Origin of the sequence: Microbacterium sp. NPDC055910, from assembly GCF_042271185.1 — a bacterium.
GTDB lineage: Bacteria > Actinomycetota > Actinomycetes > Actinomycetales > Microbacteriaceae > Microbacterium.
Map to the genome: position 1 here is coordinate 24,525 of NZ_JBHJZS010000011.1, position 15,985 is coordinate 40,509.

At 64.0% G+C, this 15,985-nt stretch carries 17 protein-coding genes; 4 read left to right on the top strand and 13 right to left on the bottom strand.

All coding sequences use genetic code 11. From position 1 onward, the window contains the following. Window positions 1-20 precede the first annotated feature (20 nt). Window positions 21-1,007: a hypothetical protein gene (locus ACFC3F_RS07105; protein ID WP_376128003.1), complete on the top strand. Its 987-nt coding sequence runs from the start codon at window positions 21-23 to the stop codon at window positions 1,005-1,007. A gap of 10 nt (window positions 1,008-1,017) precedes the next feature. Here ACFC3F_RS07105 and ACFC3F_RS07110 read toward each other — a convergent pair whose 3' ends face one another. From ACFC3F_RS07110 to ACFC3F_RS07145, 8 genes are all read right to left on the bottom strand, one after another. After that, complete coding sequence (locus ACFC3F_RS07110) at window positions 1,018-1,740, bottom strand: SDR family oxidoreductase (protein ID WP_376128005.1); 723 nt, start codon at window positions 1,738-1,740, stop codon at window positions 1,018-1,020. Between the two features lie 22 nt (window positions 1,741-1,762). Continuing rightward, window positions 1,763-2,710, bottom strand: coding sequence for a fumarylacetoacetate hydrolase family protein (locus ACFC3F_RS07115; RefSeq protein WP_376128007.1), 948 nt, complete (start codon window positions 2,708-2,710; stop codon window positions 1,763-1,765). Then, window positions 2,707-3,699, bottom strand: a complete 993-nt coding sequence (locus ACFC3F_RS07120) for a Gfo/Idh/MocA family protein (RefSeq protein WP_376128009.1) — start codon at window positions 3,697-3,699, stop codon at window positions 2,707-2,709. The genes ACFC3F_RS07115 and ACFC3F_RS07120 overlap by 4 nt, the downstream gene beginning before the upstream one ends. Then, on the bottom strand, window positions 3,696-4,733 hold the full coding sequence (locus tag ACFC3F_RS07125) for a LysR family transcriptional regulator (RefSeq protein ID WP_376128011.1): 1,038 nt from the start codon (window positions 4,731-4,733) through the stop codon (window positions 3,696-3,698). Before ACFC3F_RS07125 ends, ACFC3F_RS07120 begins: the two co-directional genes overlap by 4 nt. Window position 4,734: 1 nt before the next feature. After that, entirely contained in the window at window positions 4,735-6,018 is a 1,284-nt protein-coding gene (locus ACFC3F_RS07130; protein WP_376128012.1) for a TRAP transporter large permease, read from the bottom strand. Further along, window positions 6,015-6,578, bottom strand: coding sequence for a TRAP transporter small permease (locus tag ACFC3F_RS07135; RefSeq protein ID WP_376128014.1), 564 nt, complete (start codon window positions 6,576-6,578; stop codon window positions 6,015-6,017). The genes ACFC3F_RS07130 and ACFC3F_RS07135 overlap by 4 nt, the downstream gene beginning before the upstream one ends. An 87-nt stretch (window positions 6,579-6,665) precedes the next feature. Continuing rightward, window positions 6,666-7,691 carry a DctP family TRAP transporter solute-binding subunit gene (locus ACFC3F_RS07140; RefSeq protein ID WP_376128016.1) on the bottom strand — a complete coding sequence of 342 codons (1,026 nt, stop codon included), beginning with the start codon at window positions 7,689-7,691 and terminating at the stop codon, window positions 6,666-6,668. A gap of 75 nt (window positions 7,692-7,766) precedes the next feature. Further along, window positions 7,767-8,666, bottom strand: coding sequence for a dihydrodipicolinate synthase family protein (locus ACFC3F_RS07145; RefSeq protein ID WP_376128018.1), 900 nt, complete (start codon window positions 8,664-8,666; stop codon window positions 7,767-7,769). 194 nt (window positions 8,667-8,860) lie between these two features. Between ACFC3F_RS07145 and ACFC3F_RS07150 the strand changes: the two genes are divergently transcribed. Further along, complete coding sequence (locus ACFC3F_RS07150; RefSeq protein ID WP_376128020.1) at window positions 8,861-10,528, top strand: dihydroxyacetone kinase subunit DhaK; 1,668 nt, start codon at window positions 8,861-8,863, stop codon at window positions 10,526-10,528. Between the two features lie 549 nt (window positions 10,529-11,077). Here the strand turns inward: ACFC3F_RS07150 and ACFC3F_RS07155 are convergent. From ACFC3F_RS07155 to ACFC3F_RS07165, 3 genes are all read right to left on the bottom strand, one after another. Continuing rightward, complete coding sequence (locus tag ACFC3F_RS07155) at window positions 11,078-11,311, bottom strand: hypothetical protein (protein WP_376128022.1); 234 nt, start codon at window positions 11,309-11,311, stop codon at window positions 11,078-11,080. Window positions 11,312-11,761: 450 nt separating this feature from the next. Beyond that, window positions 11,762-12,589, bottom strand: coding sequence for a nitroreductase family protein (locus ACFC3F_RS07160; protein WP_376128024.1), 828 nt, complete (start codon window positions 12,587-12,589; stop codon window positions 11,762-11,764). Between the two features lie 626 nt (window positions 12,590-13,215). Then, complete coding sequence (locus ACFC3F_RS07165; RefSeq protein WP_376128026.1) at window positions 13,216-13,944, bottom strand: hypothetical protein; 729 nt, start codon at window positions 13,942-13,944, stop codon at window positions 13,216-13,218. Between ACFC3F_RS07165 and ACFC3F_RS07170 the strand changes: the two genes are divergently transcribed. Both ACFC3F_RS07170 and ACFC3F_RS07175 read left to right on the top strand, forming a co-directional pair. Then, on the top strand, window positions 13,943-14,122 hold the full coding sequence (locus ACFC3F_RS07170) for a helix-turn-helix domain-containing protein (protein ID WP_376128028.1): 180 nt from the start codon (window positions 13,943-13,945) through the stop codon (window positions 14,120-14,122). The genes ACFC3F_RS07165 and ACFC3F_RS07170 overlap by 2 nt on opposite strands. A 148-nt stretch (window positions 14,123-14,270) precedes the next feature. After that, complete coding sequence (locus ACFC3F_RS07175) at window positions 14,271-14,717, top strand: hypothetical protein (protein ID WP_376128029.1); 447 nt, start codon at window positions 14,271-14,273, stop codon at window positions 14,715-14,717. Here the strand turns inward: ACFC3F_RS07175 and ACFC3F_RS07180 are convergent. Together ACFC3F_RS07180 and ACFC3F_RS07185 are read right to left on the bottom strand one after the other, a co-directional pair. After that, complete coding sequence (locus ACFC3F_RS07180; RefSeq protein WP_376128031.1) at window positions 14,668-15,153, bottom strand: HIT family protein; 486 nt, start codon at window positions 15,151-15,153, stop codon at window positions 14,668-14,670. The two genes, ACFC3F_RS07175 and ACFC3F_RS07180, sit on opposite strands and share 50 nt — an antisense overlap. Next, window positions 15,150-15,635: a TIR domain-containing protein gene (locus ACFC3F_RS07185; protein ID WP_376128033.1), complete on the bottom strand. Its 486-nt coding sequence runs from the start codon at window positions 15,633-15,635 to the stop codon at window positions 15,150-15,152. The genes ACFC3F_RS07180 and ACFC3F_RS07185 overlap by 4 nt, the downstream gene beginning before the upstream one ends. Between the last annotated feature and the right edge of the window lie 350 nt (window positions 15,636-15,985).

The following is a 15,985-nucleotide window of genomic DNA, read 5'->3' on the forward strand; positions in this document are numbered from 1 at the left end:
AGACGCTGTAGCATTCGGCGGTGGCGAAGAATGCGGCATTCATCGGACTCGCGGGTCCGTTCGGTTACGACTATCGCAATCCGGCACCGCGGGTGGATGAGCGCGACGGCAGCAGCCCCAACCCTGTTCTCGAGAACGTGCTGGGGCTTCTCCTCTGCTACGACGAGCTCGTCTTTCTCGCGCCGCAGTTCTGCCCTGCGGATATGCGCGACCTGCCCTATGTCCACTTCCTCACCGACGACCCGTCGTCGATCGAAGCCGCTGTCGCCGCGCTCACTGAGTTCGATGCGGCAGATCAGGACGGGTGGATGGACGGCCCGAGTTTCGAGCTCTTCAGCGACATCTCGGCCGAGATGTGCGGGCCTGCCACCGGCGAATTCGCGATCGACAACCACACGCACAACCTGCATGTCGGGCGGACCGAGGTGGTGGGCAATGGGATGCGGCTCGACAACGCGCTGCGCGACCTGTGGGTCGTGGCCGAGCTGGGCCTCAGCCATACCGACGTCATCTTCGGGTCGCCCGCTCAGGAAGCCCTGAACAAGGAACTCGAGCGCGAACTCGCCGACAGTCAGTACTTCGGCATGACGAAGCGCTCAGCGGCGACGCAGCTCGCGGCGCTGCAGGTGCCCAATATTCTCGGTCCGTCCGGTTCCTACCACGAGGGCCTCGAGGCCATCCGGGATCGCCGTGATGTCGCCGAGTTCCGGCAGTACCTGCTCGCCATCGATGCCCCGGTCGCCGACGGGATCAGCCTCGCGAAGGAGATCTCGCAGGCCGCGTTCGCCACGGTCGATGAGCTGTCCGAGCGGTATCTGAAGGATCCGCACGTCTTCCGGTCGTTCGGCGTCCCCGCCGTCCAGGGCGCATTGGACGCCGTGGTTCCGGGGGCTGGCAGCGCGGTGGCCTATGCGGCGGAAGCGCCGTTCCAGATCGGAGACCGCCGGTTCAACAACGCGAGCAAGTGGGCGCCGTTTGTGGTGGCGCTGAATCGGCCCGTCGGGTGAGACGCGCGACTCAGTCCTCTTCGCCCAGCCCTCGGAACGAATGGATGAGCGTGCGCATATTCGCCGGCGCGGTGATCGTCCACAGCACCTGCGCCGCGACCTCATCCGCGGACATCATCACCGACAATTCAGGCGATGTCTCGGTGCGTCCAGCACCCATGGCGAATTCTGTTGCGATGCCCCCGGGGCACAGCGTCGAAACGCGGATCCCCTCGCGGTGCAGTTCCTTGTCGAGTCCACCACCCAGTCCGACCTGGGCGTGCTTCGTCGCCGCATAGACCGCTTCGTTGCCCCGACCACGCAGCCCGGCCACCGAGCTGATGATCACAACGTCGCCGCCGTTCCCGCGTTCCCGCATTGCGCGCACGGCTGAACGGACAGGCCACACGGTGCCGGCAATGTTGGTGGCGAGCATCTCCTGCAGTTCGTCATCGGTGTGGTCCAAAATGCCGCCGTACATGCCGATGCCGGCGCTGGCGATGAGTCCGTCGATCTTGCCGTACTCCGCTACTGCGGTTGCGATGGCCCGTTCGGCATGAGCCGACTCACGCACATCCCACTCGACCGCCGTCCATCCGTCGAGCCCGTCCAGCAGCTCTCGGATTCGCTCGACGCGACGCGCGCCAGCGACGACTCGGCCGCCCTCCCGCAGGATATGACGCGCACTCGCGGCGCCCACCCCCGAGCTCGCGCCGGTGATCACTGCAACATAACCGTCAAGGGCACCCATCATTTGCCTCTTTCCATCGTGATTGTCATGAAACGTCCATATTCGAGGCCGCCGGGGTCGCATGACTGTGACGCGGTCCGACAGTGTTCGTGAGCGTGCCGAGACCGTCGATCGATACCGAGACGACATCTCCAGGCTCGAGGTAGGCAGGAGGCTGCCGCGCCAGTCCGACTCCCGCCGGGGTACCCGTGGCGATGACGTCGCCGGGCCGCAGCGTAAACCACTGCGATGCATCAGCCACGAGCGCATCGACCCCGACGATCATTTCCGCCGTGGTGGATTCCTGTCGAACTGCACCGTTGACGGTAGTGCGCACGGCCAGGGACTGCGGGTCTGCGATTGCCGCCCGAGTGACGAGATACGGCCCCATCGGCGCGTGAGTGTTGCCTGATTTCCCGCGTGTCCACTGACCATCGGCGAACATGACATCCCGCACCGATACATCATTGAAGATCGTGTAGCCGGCAATGTGGGCTCGCGCCTCGTTCGCGGTGACGCGGTGCGCCGTCGCGCCGATGACGACAGCGAGCTCGGCCTCATAGTCGAGTTGGATGGACTCTGCCGGAAACTCGATCTCGCCACCAGGTCCGGTCACCGCGGAAGGAAGTTTGGCGAAGTACAGCGGACGGTCGGGGGCGTCGAGTCCGACTTCGGCGGCATGATCACGGTAATTGAGCCCGACGCAGAGGATCTGACCCGGGCGACGCACGGGTGCGACGAATGTGACGTCGCTCTCCGCTCGCCACAGCCGATGCATCGCAGCGCCCTGGCGGTGGACGAGTTCGAGAAGCTCGGCGAGCGCATCACCCGCCGCCTCATCGGCGACGCAGTCTTCGACGCTCGTGGGAACCGTGGACGTGGCGACACCGCAAGCCTTCAGCGCGGCCGCCGCCTCGGCGACGAAGATCACTTCGTTTCCGCGTCCGACCGCGAGGACGACGTCGGCACCGTCCACGGCATTCGCGAGCTTCATCGGTCCGTCTCCTTCGCATGGATGATCGCGAGCGCTTGATCGAGCACGTGTGCGGCGGAAATGCTCGCTCCCTCCGTCACAACAGCGCTTCGCGTGCGCTCCGCGCGAAGATCCCGGCTGACGGCCTCGATCATCGACACAAAGCCCAGCCCGCGGAGTGGTTCGCTCACTGTGCGCTCACCGCCTGCGCCGTTCACGGTGAGTCGTGTTGCCCGTTGGAACGGTGCCGCGAGCACCGCTTGCCCCTTCTGACCGACCACACGGGCCTCCCCGCGGAGATCCCGTTCGAAAGACCACACCGCCTGTGCGATCGCTCCCCCTTCGGAGCGCAGCACCACATCCGCAGAAGCATCGAGTCCATTCGGCGCGAGGGCTGCTTCGACGGTGTCAACCCTCGTGGGCCCGAGCAGCGCTACCAGCAGTGCGACGGCATAGCAGCCGAGATCAAGCGTCGCCCCGCCGCCGCGTTCGGGATCCCATACTCTCGAAGTCGGGTCGAAGGGGAAGTCGAAGCCTTGGGCTGTCTCCACCCGCAGCACGTCGCCGATCTCGCCGGACGAGACGGCGTCGAGCAGGGCCCGAACAACGGGGTTGAAGAGCATCCACATCGCCTCGCACGCGTACACATCGGCGCGCCGAGCCTGCTCGAACAGATCGACGGTGGCTTCCGCGGTGCAGGTGAACGGCTTCTCCACCAGAACGCCGACCCCGCGACGGATGAACGCGCGCGCGGACTCGGGGTGCTGCGCATGAGGGGTGGCAATGTACGCGATGTCGGGCCGTGTCTCGTCGATGAGTTCGTCGACGTCGTCGAACGCACCTGCAAGTCCGTGCGTCTGGTTGAAGGCCTCGGCACGCGCAAGGTTTCGGGAGAGTGTGGCCACGTGGCGCGCGTCCATAGCACCGGTCAGGTCGGCCGCCATCCGGTTGGCGATCGTGCCCGTGCCGACGATGGCCCATCGAAGAGGTTCACGCTCCACACCGGTCATGAGTCGGCCCCTCCCTGCTTGCTGCTCCCTCTCAGCTGGTGAAGATCCTTGTCGGCCTCGCCGAGAGCGACTGTTCCTACAGGTGGTGGTGCCTTGACGATCTCGTCGAAGAGCATCCGGTCGGCCATCGAGTGGTAATGCCCCTCATACCAGCAGAGCCCCACTTGACGTTGTGCTTCAGGCAGATCGAGCGGCACCCTGACGATCCCCCGATGGTCGCTCGACTCCACGGCGAGGTTGTTGACGATCCCGACGCCGAGGCCGACACGCACCATTGAAATGAGCGCTTGGGGGTGCAGCGTGTACACGACGCGGTCGACCGGCACTCCGAGAGCATGCAGGAGCTTCACGGTATCGAGATCCTTCGACACATCGAGAGCGGGAGCGCCGGGGCCCGCTCCCACCGAGATGACTTTCTCGCGGCGCAGCAGCCGCCGCACCCCAGCCAGCGTCATGCGCTCTTTCGCCGGGTGATCCTCGGGCAGCACCAGCACGAGGCGCTCGTTCCACAGTGGACGCAGCCGGACTCCGGCAGTCTTGATCGGCGGATGGAGCGTGCGGATCGCGAGGGTCACGACGCGGTTCGCGAGCGCCGCTTCGGCCTCGACGGCGGTCGACTCGAGCAGCGCGACGTGGATGGCGGGATACTTCGCGGCGAAGGTCTGCAACACTCCAGGCAAGAAACTGATGCTCGCACTGCCATAGCTGCCGACCCTCACCTCTCCTTCCTCAAGGTTGAGGAGAGCATCCACGTGCTCGGCGCCGATGCGCAACTCATCCAACGCTTTGCGCGCATGAGTCGCGAAAACCAGCCCGATATCGGTGGGCACGACTGGCCGAGATGCTCGATCGATCAACGGCGCTCCCAGCGCAGTCTCGAGTTCGCTCACATGGATGCTGACGCGGGACTGCGATCTCATCAGCGTCTCGGCCGCGGCACTGAAACCGCCGCGGTCAATCACCGCAAGGAAGCTCGTCAACCTCTCCGTACCGAGAACTCCGAGTCGCCCGGCCGGCAGACGGTAGTTGCTCATCTCAAAGTCCCACAAGTCTGGGGATCGTCGTCGATATCGCTGGCGCGAACGTGAGAAGCATCATGCACACAAAGATAGGGACAGCGAACTGCGCGACCCCGAGGATGACGTCCTTCATCTTCATCCCCGTGACGGACTTGAGAAGGAACAACAGCAGGCCCATCGGTGGTGTCAGGAGGCCAACCATGAGGTTGAAGACAACGATGACACCGAAGTGCAGGGGATCCACACCGTAGCTCAACGCAAGAGGCATCAGGATCGGAACCAGGATGAGGATCAACGAGGTCGTTTCCATCACCGTCCCGACGACGATGAGCAGGATGTTGACGATCAGCAGGAACTGCCACTGCTCGTGCACGATCGTCTGAAGGGCATCGCCGACGATCACCTGAACCCCCTCGACCGTGAGAATCCAGGCGAACAGAGACGCCGAGCCGATGATGATCATGACGCCCGCCGTTGCGTGTGCAGACGAGCGCAGCACCTCTTTGAGCTTCGCGATCGTGAACGCCCGGTACACCAGTCCGAGGATGAACACGTACATCACCGCGACCCCGGCAGCTTCTGTCGGGGTGAAGAAGCCGCCGAGGATTCCGCCGACAAGGATGACGGGTGTCGCAAGAGCCGGCAGCGACTTGAGCAGACGCAGCGCGACTTGTCGGGTGGGAATTCGCGCGAGCCGGAGGTGCTCCTGCTTGCGCATGAGCACCCATACCCACACGATCAGAGACGCCGTCAGCAGGAACGCGGGCCCGATGCCCGCCAGCAGCATGCCCCCGAGCGACACACCCGCCGTCAGGGCGAAGATCACAGCGGGGATGCTGGGAGGCATGATCGGGCCGATAAGCGCCGACGCTCCAGTCAGACCGACCGCGAACCGCTTGTCGTATCCGTTCTTGATCATCGTCGGTATCTCGATCTTGCCCGTACCGGCCACATCAGCCAGCGCCGAGCCGTTCATCCACGAGAAGCCCAGTGACACGAAGATGTTGACGTATCCGAGGCTTCCGCGCACACGCCCGAGCGCGGCCTTCGCCGCGTCGAACATGCGGTCGGTGATCCCGGATGCGTTGGACAGATTTCCCATCAGGATGAACATCGGCACGGCGAGAAGGACAAAACTGTCAACGCCGCTCGTCAACTGCTGAAGGAGGACCGAGAAGGACAGCTTCCCGCCGCTGAGCAGAATGTAGACGATCGAGGGCACCAGAAGTGAGAGGTAGACCGGCAGGCGCAGGACGAGCAGGCAGACGAGAAGCCCAAGAACCATGAGAAGGACGGTCATGGCAGCACCTCCGCCTCATAGACACCCTGCGCGTGCAAGTGGTCGAACCCGCCGCGTCCCGACGCGGCAAGATAGTCCTTCACGAGGACGAGGACCGAGTGGATCGCGATGAGCGAGAAGCCCACGACGACACTGCCGTAGACCCAGCCCATCGAGAGGGCGCCAGCCGCGCTGTGCTGCTTCGAGACGCGCTCCAAGAAGTCCGGCGCGCTGACGACGATGACGATCGCGACGGCGGCCTGCACGAGCTGGACCAGACCATCGAGGACCGCTTTACCGCGGGCACCGAGGAGCAGGTCGACGCCATGAACCGTGATGTGGTCGTTGATCGCGACGAGCCATGCGGCGCCCAGAAAGGTCACCCACACGAGGGAGTATCTGGCGAACTCCTCCGTCCAAAGGGGCGGGCTCGACAGGGCGTAGCGCGTCGCGACCTGCAGGATGACAAGTCCCACCACCATGATCAGAAAGAGATATGTGCCCCATCTTTCGACGTGGATCAGCCAGCGCTCGAATCGCCATCTCCCATCTGCGTGGGGAAGGCCCGCGTAGTCCGTCATCGTCGTGCTCCTTTACACTTCGAGACCGGTCGCCGGGGAACCTTGCGAATCCCCCGACGACCGTTCATTCATCGGCGATGAGAGCGTTCAGTCCGCCATCGCTCGGACACGCTCGTAGAGGTCTCCCCACGTGTCGCTGAACTTAGAGGGCAACTCGCTCTGCGCGTTCTGCCTGAAGGCCTCGAGATCGATGTCCTCGGGGTGGACGATTTCTGTCCACGCACCTGATTCCTCCCACTCGGCCAAACGATCGGTCTCGATCGTCTCGACGCATTCGCGCACACGATCCCCGGCAGCAACCATCTCGTCGTGAATCGCGGCACGCTGGTCGTCGTTGAGCTTCTCCATGAGCCCCGTCGAAGCGAGCATCACCGTCGACTGCAGGAGATGGCCGGTGAGGTTCAGATATCCCTGAACCTCGAAGAGCTTCAGCGAGTCGATCGTCGGGATCGGGTTCTCCTGACCGTCGACGACGCCCTGAGACAGCGCGATGTACAATTCGTCGAAGGCAACGGGGACCGGGCTCGATCCCAGCGCCGTCGCGTTCGCGAGGCTGATCGGGGTGTCGATCGCACGAATCTTCAACCCGGCGAGGTCGCTGGGCGAGTGGATCGGCTTGTCGCCGGTGGTGAGATGGCGCGATCCGTAGAGCCAAAGATCGAGCGGCACGATGCCGGACTCCTCGAGACCGGTACGGAACTCGTCGCCGATCTCGCTGTCCCACACGCGCTTCATGTGATCCCAGTCATCCACGACGTATGCCGCATCGAGCACGCTGATCGGCTCGTACCAGTTGGCAACTGCTCCGGGCCCGCCCAGAGCGATGTCGATGTCACCGGAGGCGATGGACTGCACCAGCTCTTGCTCGTTGCCCAGCTGACTGGCTGGATAGATCGAGACCTTCAACCCGAGGTCTGATCCGTTGATCGCCTCGGCGAAGGGCTGCGCTCCGCATTCGTGGAACGGATGCGTCGTCTCATAGAGGTGACCGAATCTGATGTCCACCGTCGCCTCGGCACCGTCCCCTGCGTCATTGGTGCCGCATCCTGTGAGCGCCAACGCGACCACAGCGACGGAGCCGACAGCGCCGCACATCTTTGTACGCGTGTTCATATGTCCTTCTACCTTCCTATCGTTCGTGACTGTCTTCGGGTCGTTCGTGCCTGTCTTCGAGCGAGGAGACCGCAGTCAGGCCAGGGCGGGGTCGAGCAGGCCGGCCAGTTGGACGGCCTCCTTGAGCCGCTCGCGTTGCGCGGGAGTCACCGGGTTGATCGGGCGTCGCGCGTATCCGCCCTTGCGCCCCTGCAGAGTGATGGCTTCCTTCATGAGGGCGTTCATGTTCGATCCCTCGACCGCGCGCCACAGCGGGAGAAGGCGCCGGTGAATGTCGCGGGCGGTGGCGTGGTCCTCGTTCTGCACGGCCTCCCACAGTTGGATGACGAGCTGCGGAGCGATTGAGGACGTTCCGGAGACCGAGCCATGCGCGCCGATCGTGAAAGCAGGGTAGAGCAGGTCATCTACTGCACTCAGAATCGTCGTCTGTTCGGGCAGCGCCCACAGCAGGTCCGCCACCTTGTGCAGGTCTCCCCCGCTCTGCTTGACCGAGACGACCTCAGGCACCTCGCGAGTGAGTTCGAGAAGCGCCGGCACCTCGACCATCGACCACGGCACGACGTTGTAAATGACGAGGGGCAGTCCTACGCAGTCGGCGAGCGTCCGGTAGTGGTAGACGGTTTCGTCGGTGCCGGGCTTGAAAAGGTAGTGAACGGGCGTGATCTGCAGGCCGTGAACACCGGTCTCGGCGATCGCTTCGGCGTACTCAACCGATGTCGACGTGGAGTTCTGGATGATTCCGGCGATCACCGGCACACGATCGGCGACTTGGTCGACAGCGATCCGCGCAATCTCGGCTGAGTCCTCCTTGTTGAGTGCATGGCCTTCACCCGACGTTCCCGTGACGCAGAGTCCGTTGACGCCCACCGAGAGATGGAAGTCGACTTCGTCCCGGAGCGCCTGCTCGTCGACCGAACCGTCCTCGTGGAAGGGGGTGACGATGGGCGGGATAACTCCTCGGTAACCAACGGGCATTGTGAAACTCCTTCGTTCTCGCCATAGCGACCACGGTTCGTTGTGGTCCGAATGCCCAGACTGCCAACGCTTTGCGCATTCGCATAGCGCAATCTTCGCATGCAGAGTATGCGTGATTCGAATGCCTCAACACGCGCCTCTGTTGGTAACGTCGGCCAGCAGAGGCCACGTCGACGCGCCTGAGGAGACCTGCAATGTCGCACATGTTCATCCCCGCAGACCCGGTCCCCGGCGCGCTCGTCAGCATGTGCGCAGCGCATGGCGACATGGTCGTCTATCACGACGAACCGTCCTTCGTTGCGGCGAGAGCCCCGCTTCCAAACCGCCGCGTCGGCCTTGTTTCCGGGGGCGGATCCGGGCACGAGCCGATGCACGCCGGATTCGTCGGACAAGGCTGTCTAGATGCTGCGGTGCCGGGGCGCGTCTTCGCCAGTCCGCATGCGGGACAGGTCTACGCCGCGAGCCGATACGTCGCAAAGAGCGACGGCGTGCTGCACATCGTCAAGAACTACACCGGTGATCTCATCAACTTCGGTGCAGCCATGGAGCGGCTTCGCGCCGAGGGAATATCTGTAGAACGGATCGTCGTGGACGACGACGTAGCAACGGACAGTGCACACACTCGCACCGGGCGACGCGGTACGGGTGCGACGGTCGTCGTCGAAAAGTTGCTCGGGGCGGCGGCCGACGAAGGATTGTCCCTCGCGGAACTGAAACGGCATGGCGACGCGATCATCGACAGCAGCCGTAGCGTGGCTGTCGCCTCCACCGCGCTCACGTCTACGAGCACGGGTGAGCCTGCCTTCGAGATCTCGCCCCACGAGGTGGAGTACGGCGTCGGCATTCACGGCGAACGAGCTCGGCAGACCGTCGCGCGACCTACTCTGGACGACCTTGTCGAACGGATGATGCACGATGTTCTTTCCGCATTCCCCCGTCGTCCAGAGCGGGTTATCGTGCTTGTCAACGGGCTGGGTGGAACGACCGCCCTCGAGTTGCACTCGGTCAACCAACTCCTGTGTGCGCGCCTGATGGACGAGAAAATCACGGTCGACAGCGTCGCGGTGGGGACTCTCGCGTCTGCGCTGGACATGCGTGGGTTCTCCATCACGTTCACAAGCAGCGACGACGAGCGCATGCGCTGGTGGCTGACAGAGACGGCCACTCCTGCTATGCCCCGCATGAGCCGCTGGATACCGCCCGCGCCGAGCCTGCGCCCAACCGAAAGAGGTAGCGGCCTCGATAACCCGTTGCTTCGCGTGACTCTGGCGCGGGTGACCGCAGCGCATGAACGGTTGACGGCGCTCGACCAGGCGACGGGTGACGGCGATTTCGGGGACAACTTGTTGGCCGGCGTCCGCTGGGCAGTCTCACACGCAGCCGACGACAGCGACACGAGCGGTCTTGACGCCTTGCGCGATGCCTTCATGGATCATGTCGGAGGCTCGAGTGGTCCCCTCCTCGGCCTGCTGTTCCTGCACCTCAGGGTGGAACTGGGACGTGCGGACTCGCCCGACGACTATGCTTCGGCGACCCGCCGCGCAGTCCTCCAAGCGAGCGACTCGATTCACAGACTCGGTGGTGCGGAGCGTGGAGACCGAACCTTGCTCGACGCGTTGGTGCCTGTCGAGGATTCCGATGGCGGACTGCTCACTGTCGTGGTAGCCACGGCTTCGGGGGCGACTGCCACCTCGGAAATGCAAGCCGCGCGCGGTCGCGCGAGTTACGTCGGAGATCGCGCACTCGGACACGTTGATCCCGGAGCCGCGGGAGTTGCGGTGCTCCTCGGCGCCGTCGCTGAGCACTTCGCCCCCGCTGAGACGGACGAAGTGCGTGCCGTCGTGGCGCGCGTACTGGACTAGAGGAGAGGCGTTCCCCAATGGACGAGAGCGATTCGGGGGCTCCCCAACGCGAGTGCCAGGCTGAGCCCCGCAGCTGTCCGGCACGCAGACGCGAGCCTGGCTAAACAACGGTCACCACAACTGCACTGCCCTGGAGGGAGTCGAACACGACTGAGCATAATGCTCAATCAGCCCTGAACCTGAAAAACCCCGGAATTACACGGCATTTCGAGGACTCAAGCAACATCGCGCGACGCCGGAAAGCAGGTTGCGGCAACCAGTTCGCGGGAAAAATGCGGGCAATAATCCCCGGTAAATCGGACCTATGGGACATCCGTGGAGGTGTCACTCCGGCGCTCAAAGGAGGCCCTCAGACACTTGCCGTCAAATGAGCACATTACTCTATAGGAACGCCCGAACGACGTTCACAGGAGCAATATGCTCCAATGGCCTTCAAATCGCGATGTCGCCACAGACCGATGGCCAGAGATCGAGTAACACCTTGCTCTCTGCCGCGGACAGGCTCGGGTGCCGCCCAGGCTATGACCCCCGGGGCGAGGTCGGCGGTCGTCACGAAGCGTCGGACAGTTCGGTGCGCTCCCAGTCTTCAGTCTCCGCAGAGTACGACTCTGCATCCTCGCTCGTCGACGTGTCGATCGAGGACTTCAGCGAGTGAAGACGCCATCGCCTGTCCTCGGCATCTGCGAGATGCGCGAGGTGCGCCCCGAGCGTGCGCCCGTCACGGGCGGCTTGCTCCTTGAGCCGGTCGCGGAGTTCGCCGCTGACTTTGATGGTCGTAGTCATACTCGGAGAATACCGACCAGCGAGAACGCATACGTCCCCGGGCTATCGACGAGGGCGAGAGTCCGCCACGCGAAGTGATTCGGACCGAATCGCCACCACCTGAGCGCCAACGTGTGGCCGGACGTCGCGCTCACGGCAGTAGCCTTCGCGCTCCACGGCACGCTCGCCGACCTGCTCGATCGCCACGGCGCCCGGGGCACGCGGCTCCTCGGCCCTGTCCTTCGGTACGGAATTCCCGGAGCGATCGCGTTCTCGCGGGTCTACCGCGGCCAGCACCACATCACGGACACCGCCGCGGGCGCCATGCTGGGACGGTGGAGCGCCGCTGCGGTGCGGCGGGAGCTGATCTCGCCGCAGGTGGGCGGGACTGCCCGCCCGACCGCCGCGCGGGTCCTGCAGATCGCTCTTCCGCCTATCGGGCGGGAACGCTGGATACCGCCCTCTCCTCCTCTAACGGGAGGGCAGGCCGCGCTGCTCGAGGGCGGCGCGAGCGTTCTCGCGGCCGTGGAGGCCCTGGACGTCGCGGACGCGCGCGACGACCTGCCTGGTCCAGTTGCCGGCGCGACCCTGCGAGGCGTTGTACGCCGCGAGCTCACCCTCGTACGCTTCGACGTCCTCGCGTGCGATGGGCCGGTACCGTTCCCGCGATCGGACGGCGTTCTGCGGCAGCCGCGGCTTGATGCCCGCCTGGTCAGCCGGGTCGGGCCATCCGATCGCCACGCCGAAGGCGACGGCCGCACCCTGCGGAAGCCCGATCTCGGCCGCGGCGACCTCGGGGTGGTTGCGCAGCGACCCGAGATAGACGGTGCCGAGCCCGAGCGCCTCGGCGGCCACCACAGCGCTCTGCGCCGCGATGCCCGCGTCGACGAACCCAACGAGAGTGCTCTCCAGGTACGAGGCGGCATGCGCAGGCTCATCGTGCCAGCGTGCGATGTCGGATGCCCGCGACCAATCCGCGACGAACAGCAGCACGACGGGCGCATCGGCGAGGAGCTCGCTGCCTCCTGCCTCTGTAACGAGGCGATGAAGCCTGTCGGGGTCGCGGACTTCCACCACGCTCCATGACTGGTTGTTCGACGAGCTGGCGGCGGACTGCGCCGCCGCGATGATCGCCGTGACGTGCTCGTCCGAGACTTCTTCGCGCGTGAACGCGCGCACCGAGCGGTGCCGAAGAAGCAGGCCGAGCGGCTCCGAGGAGACGATGGCAGGGTCCTCCAGCACGGGAGCGCTTGCCCCGTACCGCTGGCTGAGGAGGGCGTTGACGTCGGGGATGGTCACTCGTCCAGTGTAGAGACGACCGTGAGCCGGCCTGCGTGCTCGGGTCTGGTCCGCGCGAGGGGAAGACGCGCGAGCTGAGGCAGAAGTCACTCCCGAAGCGGTGCAAGCATAAGCAGCGGCGGCGCCGTCCCGGCGGAAAGTGCCGCTGCAAGCGGAAGAGGAGGCAGAGTCACTGATGGTTGACACTCGAATGCCTGGCAAAGAGGGGTGCGGGCGAACAACGCGCAAAAAAACTCCTGCGTGGTCTGACCTGGTCAGCGGCAAAAGATACTGTGGCCCCTGGAGGGACTCGAATCCGAATCAGCGCGTTTTCAATAGCGACATCTACCGGCAACTTCCGCGGAATTACGCGGGTTTTCGAGACTTCGACTGCATCGCGGAACATGCAAAAACACCTAGCTTCAGATGGGATGCGGGCAAATTGCGGGCAAGAAACCCGCGGGTTTCCGGGCCTAGATCAGGCACTCGGGAGACTCACTTTTGCCCGCATCCGTGGACGCCGCGAAGTCTGAGCACATTGATCAACACTTGGGTACTCATGCCGCCAATAGTGAGAATCGGCCGATTGCCCGCGCAGTCGCTCCGACGCCAGCGGGCATGCTGATGAAGCGTCGCGAACGCGATGATCAGCGGTCGACCGACGGACCTGATGACCCTGGGCCAGCGACGGGTCCCGTGGCCTGCTCGCGAAGTTGCTGTTCGCGAGCCTGGACGTAGACCTCGCGACCGGTCTCCTCGTCCACAAGGCCGGCGACCCGGGCACGATTCATCATTCGCGTCGCCGTGCTGATACTGACACCGAGCTCCTCGGAGACGAGCTTCAGCGGTCCGTCATTGATCACCGACCCAAGTCGATACAGTCTGACCGCCTCACGCAGGTTCTGCTCCTCGGAGCGCCCTTCCTCCCTGCGGAGGCGCCCGATGTACCCGCTATACGATTCAGGGTCTCCCCCGTCACGCTCGATGCGAACGACGCGACCCGCAGCCCATTGCACGATCGCCTGCACGCGGATGTCGCGCAGCAGCGTCGTGGTCACCTCATCCCCCAGCCCGTCGCGGTCGACGCGAACCGACTCAGCCGCCGCACGCCGCAATGTCGGGTCGTACACGATGCGCGCATGGACCGCGCCCGGAATCCCGGGGAGACCCGTGACGACCGCGCGCCACGAGCGTGGAACGTGGATGCCGTCCCCCGCGTCGATGATCTCCGCGTCGACCTGTTCGATGGCAAGTTCGGGCATGTTGCGAGTGTGCCAGTTCGCCCGACTCTGAGCAAGCGATGACATCGGACATTCATGGGTGTACAGTGCGTGAGCAAGTGATGTCATTAGCTGCCCACCGAAGGAGAATGTCATGAGTACGTCATCCACCTCACTCGCGCTGACTATGAAGGATGCTGCGAAACTCGTCGGCGTCGACTACCGCACGATCAAGCTCGGCATCGAGAGCGGGACTATCCCCACGATCCAGCTGGGCCCGCGGCGGATGATCCCCCGCGTGCCGTTGCTGCGCGTTTTCGGCATCAACGACTGACAGGCGCTGATGCGCGCGAGCCCCTCGATGCAAACCCCCTCTGCGTGAGCTGAAGGAGGATCCTCCGCATGCCGGTGATGGGACGTCAGGTGTTCTTACCCAGCCGGATGCATCTATATGCTGATGCCACGACGAGGTGGAGGCAGGGGTGACGGATCACGATCCGGTGCAGTATTCCGACGCTCGGCGCCAGCACCTGGACTTCATCCAGACAGCGGTCGGGCGGATGTCTTCGGCTTCGGCCGTAGCTAAGGGATGGGCGTTGACCATAGCCACAGCTGCTTACGGATACGCCGGCACGAACTCGTCGACCGTGGTGGCACTGCTAGGAATGTTCGCGGTGCTGTCGTTCGCTACCGTCGACGCTCGCTACTTCCGGGAAGAACGCAAGTATCGGCTGCTGTTCGATGCTGCTCGACTTGGCACCGTCGAGATCTACGAAATGAACGCGACAAGATACTGCGGGACGCTCGCCCGTTCCGAATGCGAGTCCATCCGATGGGGCAAAGTGGTGTGGTCGTGGTCCGTGCGCGACTATTACGGCATCATCTTGCTCGTTGGCGTTGCTCTGCTTGTGTGGTTGCACTGCCGATAGTTCGACACGCAGCCCGCAGCACCTCCCAAGCGTCGTCTTTCTGCGCCTCGCTGTAGTTGCTCTCCGGCGGCCAAATCCGCCCGATACGATCGCCCTCGTTGCGCGGCACCAGATGAATGTGCAAGTGCATCACGCTCTGACTGGCGGCCCTGCCGTTGGATTGAATGACGTTCAATCCGTCCGGGTTCAAACTGTCGCGGATCGCGGTCGCGATTCGTAGCGTGGTCAGGCTGAGCTGCGCGGCCTGGGCATCGGCGAGATGCCAGATGTCGGGCACATGAGCGCGAGGGATGACCATCGTGTGGCCCAACACAGCGGGCTCGGTGGGGAAGAAGGCCACCGTATGCTCATCCCGGTACACTTCGCGAGCGTCCGGAGCATCACGTTCGACGATCTCGCAGAACGGGCAGTCCTCGTCCCCGCCGGCCGCGTTCATGAGCGGGCGTAAGCCTGGTCGACCCAGCCCGAAAGGTTCGCCTTGATGTCGGCGTGCACATCTTTGCTGGTTGATCCGCTGGGTTTGATGACCTTCACGTAGTCGGAGATCTTCGTCCCGTCCTTCAATGAGACGTTCGCGAACGGATTGGCGCCCGCAGAGTCGGTGTTTCCGGAGGAATCGGCAAGCCCGTGAATGCGGACGCCGATGATCGGCTTCTTCGCGTTCCATGCCTTGCGGATCTCATAGTCCACCCACGGGCGATCGGCCGTCTCGGATCCGATCAGCACGATTACGGCCTTCTTGTATGCCATCTGATCGTCGATCCACTTCTCGATCGCGGCCTTGCCCTTCGCCTTCACCGCTTCCCACTCCTGAGAGTTGAGCAGCGGCTGCCCCTCCACTGCACCCATATTGATGATCTGCTGTACCCGCCACGCATCGTTGTCGTAGTGGAAGCTGTAGAACACTGACTTAGCCATTTCGCCCCTTCTATATGCCGCCTCTTGGCGCATGCTCAGGCTAGCGGCGGCCTGCGACACATCGAAGAATCCGCACGAACCGCCTGCCGGTCGCTCGCGGGAGAGCATTCCCCTGCGACGATTTGGCAGAGCGGTCAGACTTCGAAGCTCTTCGCTGGAGCCTCCGCACCATGACCCAGGAGACACATGACTCAGTACACCATTCGAGAAGTGCAACGAATCGGGCGCGAGCAAGCGTTTCGCCAATCCGCGACATCCCGTGACGTCCTCCGACACTCCGCGCAACAGCCTGGGAACTTCGACATCTTCCTGAGTCATAGTTTCGCGGACGCCGACCTTATCCTCGGGGT

Coding starts and splice junctions, on each gene's coding strand:
- ACFC3F_RS07110 (WP_376128005.1), bottom strand. CDS start 1,740: ATGATGGGTGCCCTTGACGGTTATGTTGCAGTGATCACCGGCGCGAGC.
- ACFC3F_RS07115 (WP_376128007.1), bottom strand. CDS start 2,710: ATGAAGCTCGCGAATGCCGTGGACGGTGCCGACGTCGTCCTCGCGGTC.
- ACFC3F_RS07120 (WP_376128009.1), bottom strand. CDS start 3,699: ATGACCGGTGTGGAGCGTGAACCTCTTCGATGGGCCATCGTCGGCACG.
- ACFC3F_RS07125 (WP_376128011.1), bottom strand. CDS start 4,733: ATGAGCAACTACCGTCTGCCGGCCGGGCGACTCGGAGTTCTCGGTACG.
- ACFC3F_RS07130 (WP_376128012.1), bottom strand. CDS start 6,018: ATGACCGTCCTTCTCATGGTTCTTGGGCTTCTCGTCTGCCTGCTCGTC.
- ACFC3F_RS07135 (WP_376128014.1), bottom strand. CDS start 6,578: ATGACGGACTACGCGGGCCTTCCCCACGCAGATGGGAGATGGCGATTC.
- ACFC3F_RS07140 (WP_376128016.1), bottom strand. CDS start 7,691: ATGAACACGCGTACAAAGATGTGCGGCGCTGTCGGCTCCGTCGCTGTG.
- ACFC3F_RS07145 (WP_376128018.1), bottom strand. CDS start 8,666: ATGCCCGTTGGTTACCGAGGAGTTATCCCGCCCATCGTCACCCCCTTC.
- ACFC3F_RS07150 (WP_376128020.1), top strand. CDS start 8,861: ATGTCGCACATGTTCATCCCCGCAGACCCGGTCCCCGGCGCGCTCGTC.
- ACFC3F_RS07155 (WP_376128022.1), bottom strand. CDS start 11,311: ATGACTACGACCATCAAAGTCAGCGGCGAACTCCGCGACCGGCTCAAG.
- ACFC3F_RS07170 (WP_376128028.1), top strand. CDS start 13,943: ATGAGTACGTCATCCACCTCACTCGCGCTGACTATGAAGGATGCTGCG.
- ACFC3F_RS07165 (WP_376128026.1), bottom strand. CDS start 13,944: ATGACATTCTCCTTCGGTGGGCAGCTAATGACATCACTTGCTCACGCA.
- ACFC3F_RS07180 (WP_376128031.1), bottom strand. CDS start 15,153: ATGAACGCGGCCGGCGGGGACGAGGACTGCCCGTTCTGCGAGATCGTC.
- ACFC3F_RS07185 (WP_376128033.1), bottom strand. CDS start 15,635: ATGGCTAAGTCAGTGTTCTACAGCTTCCACTACGACAACGATGCGTGG.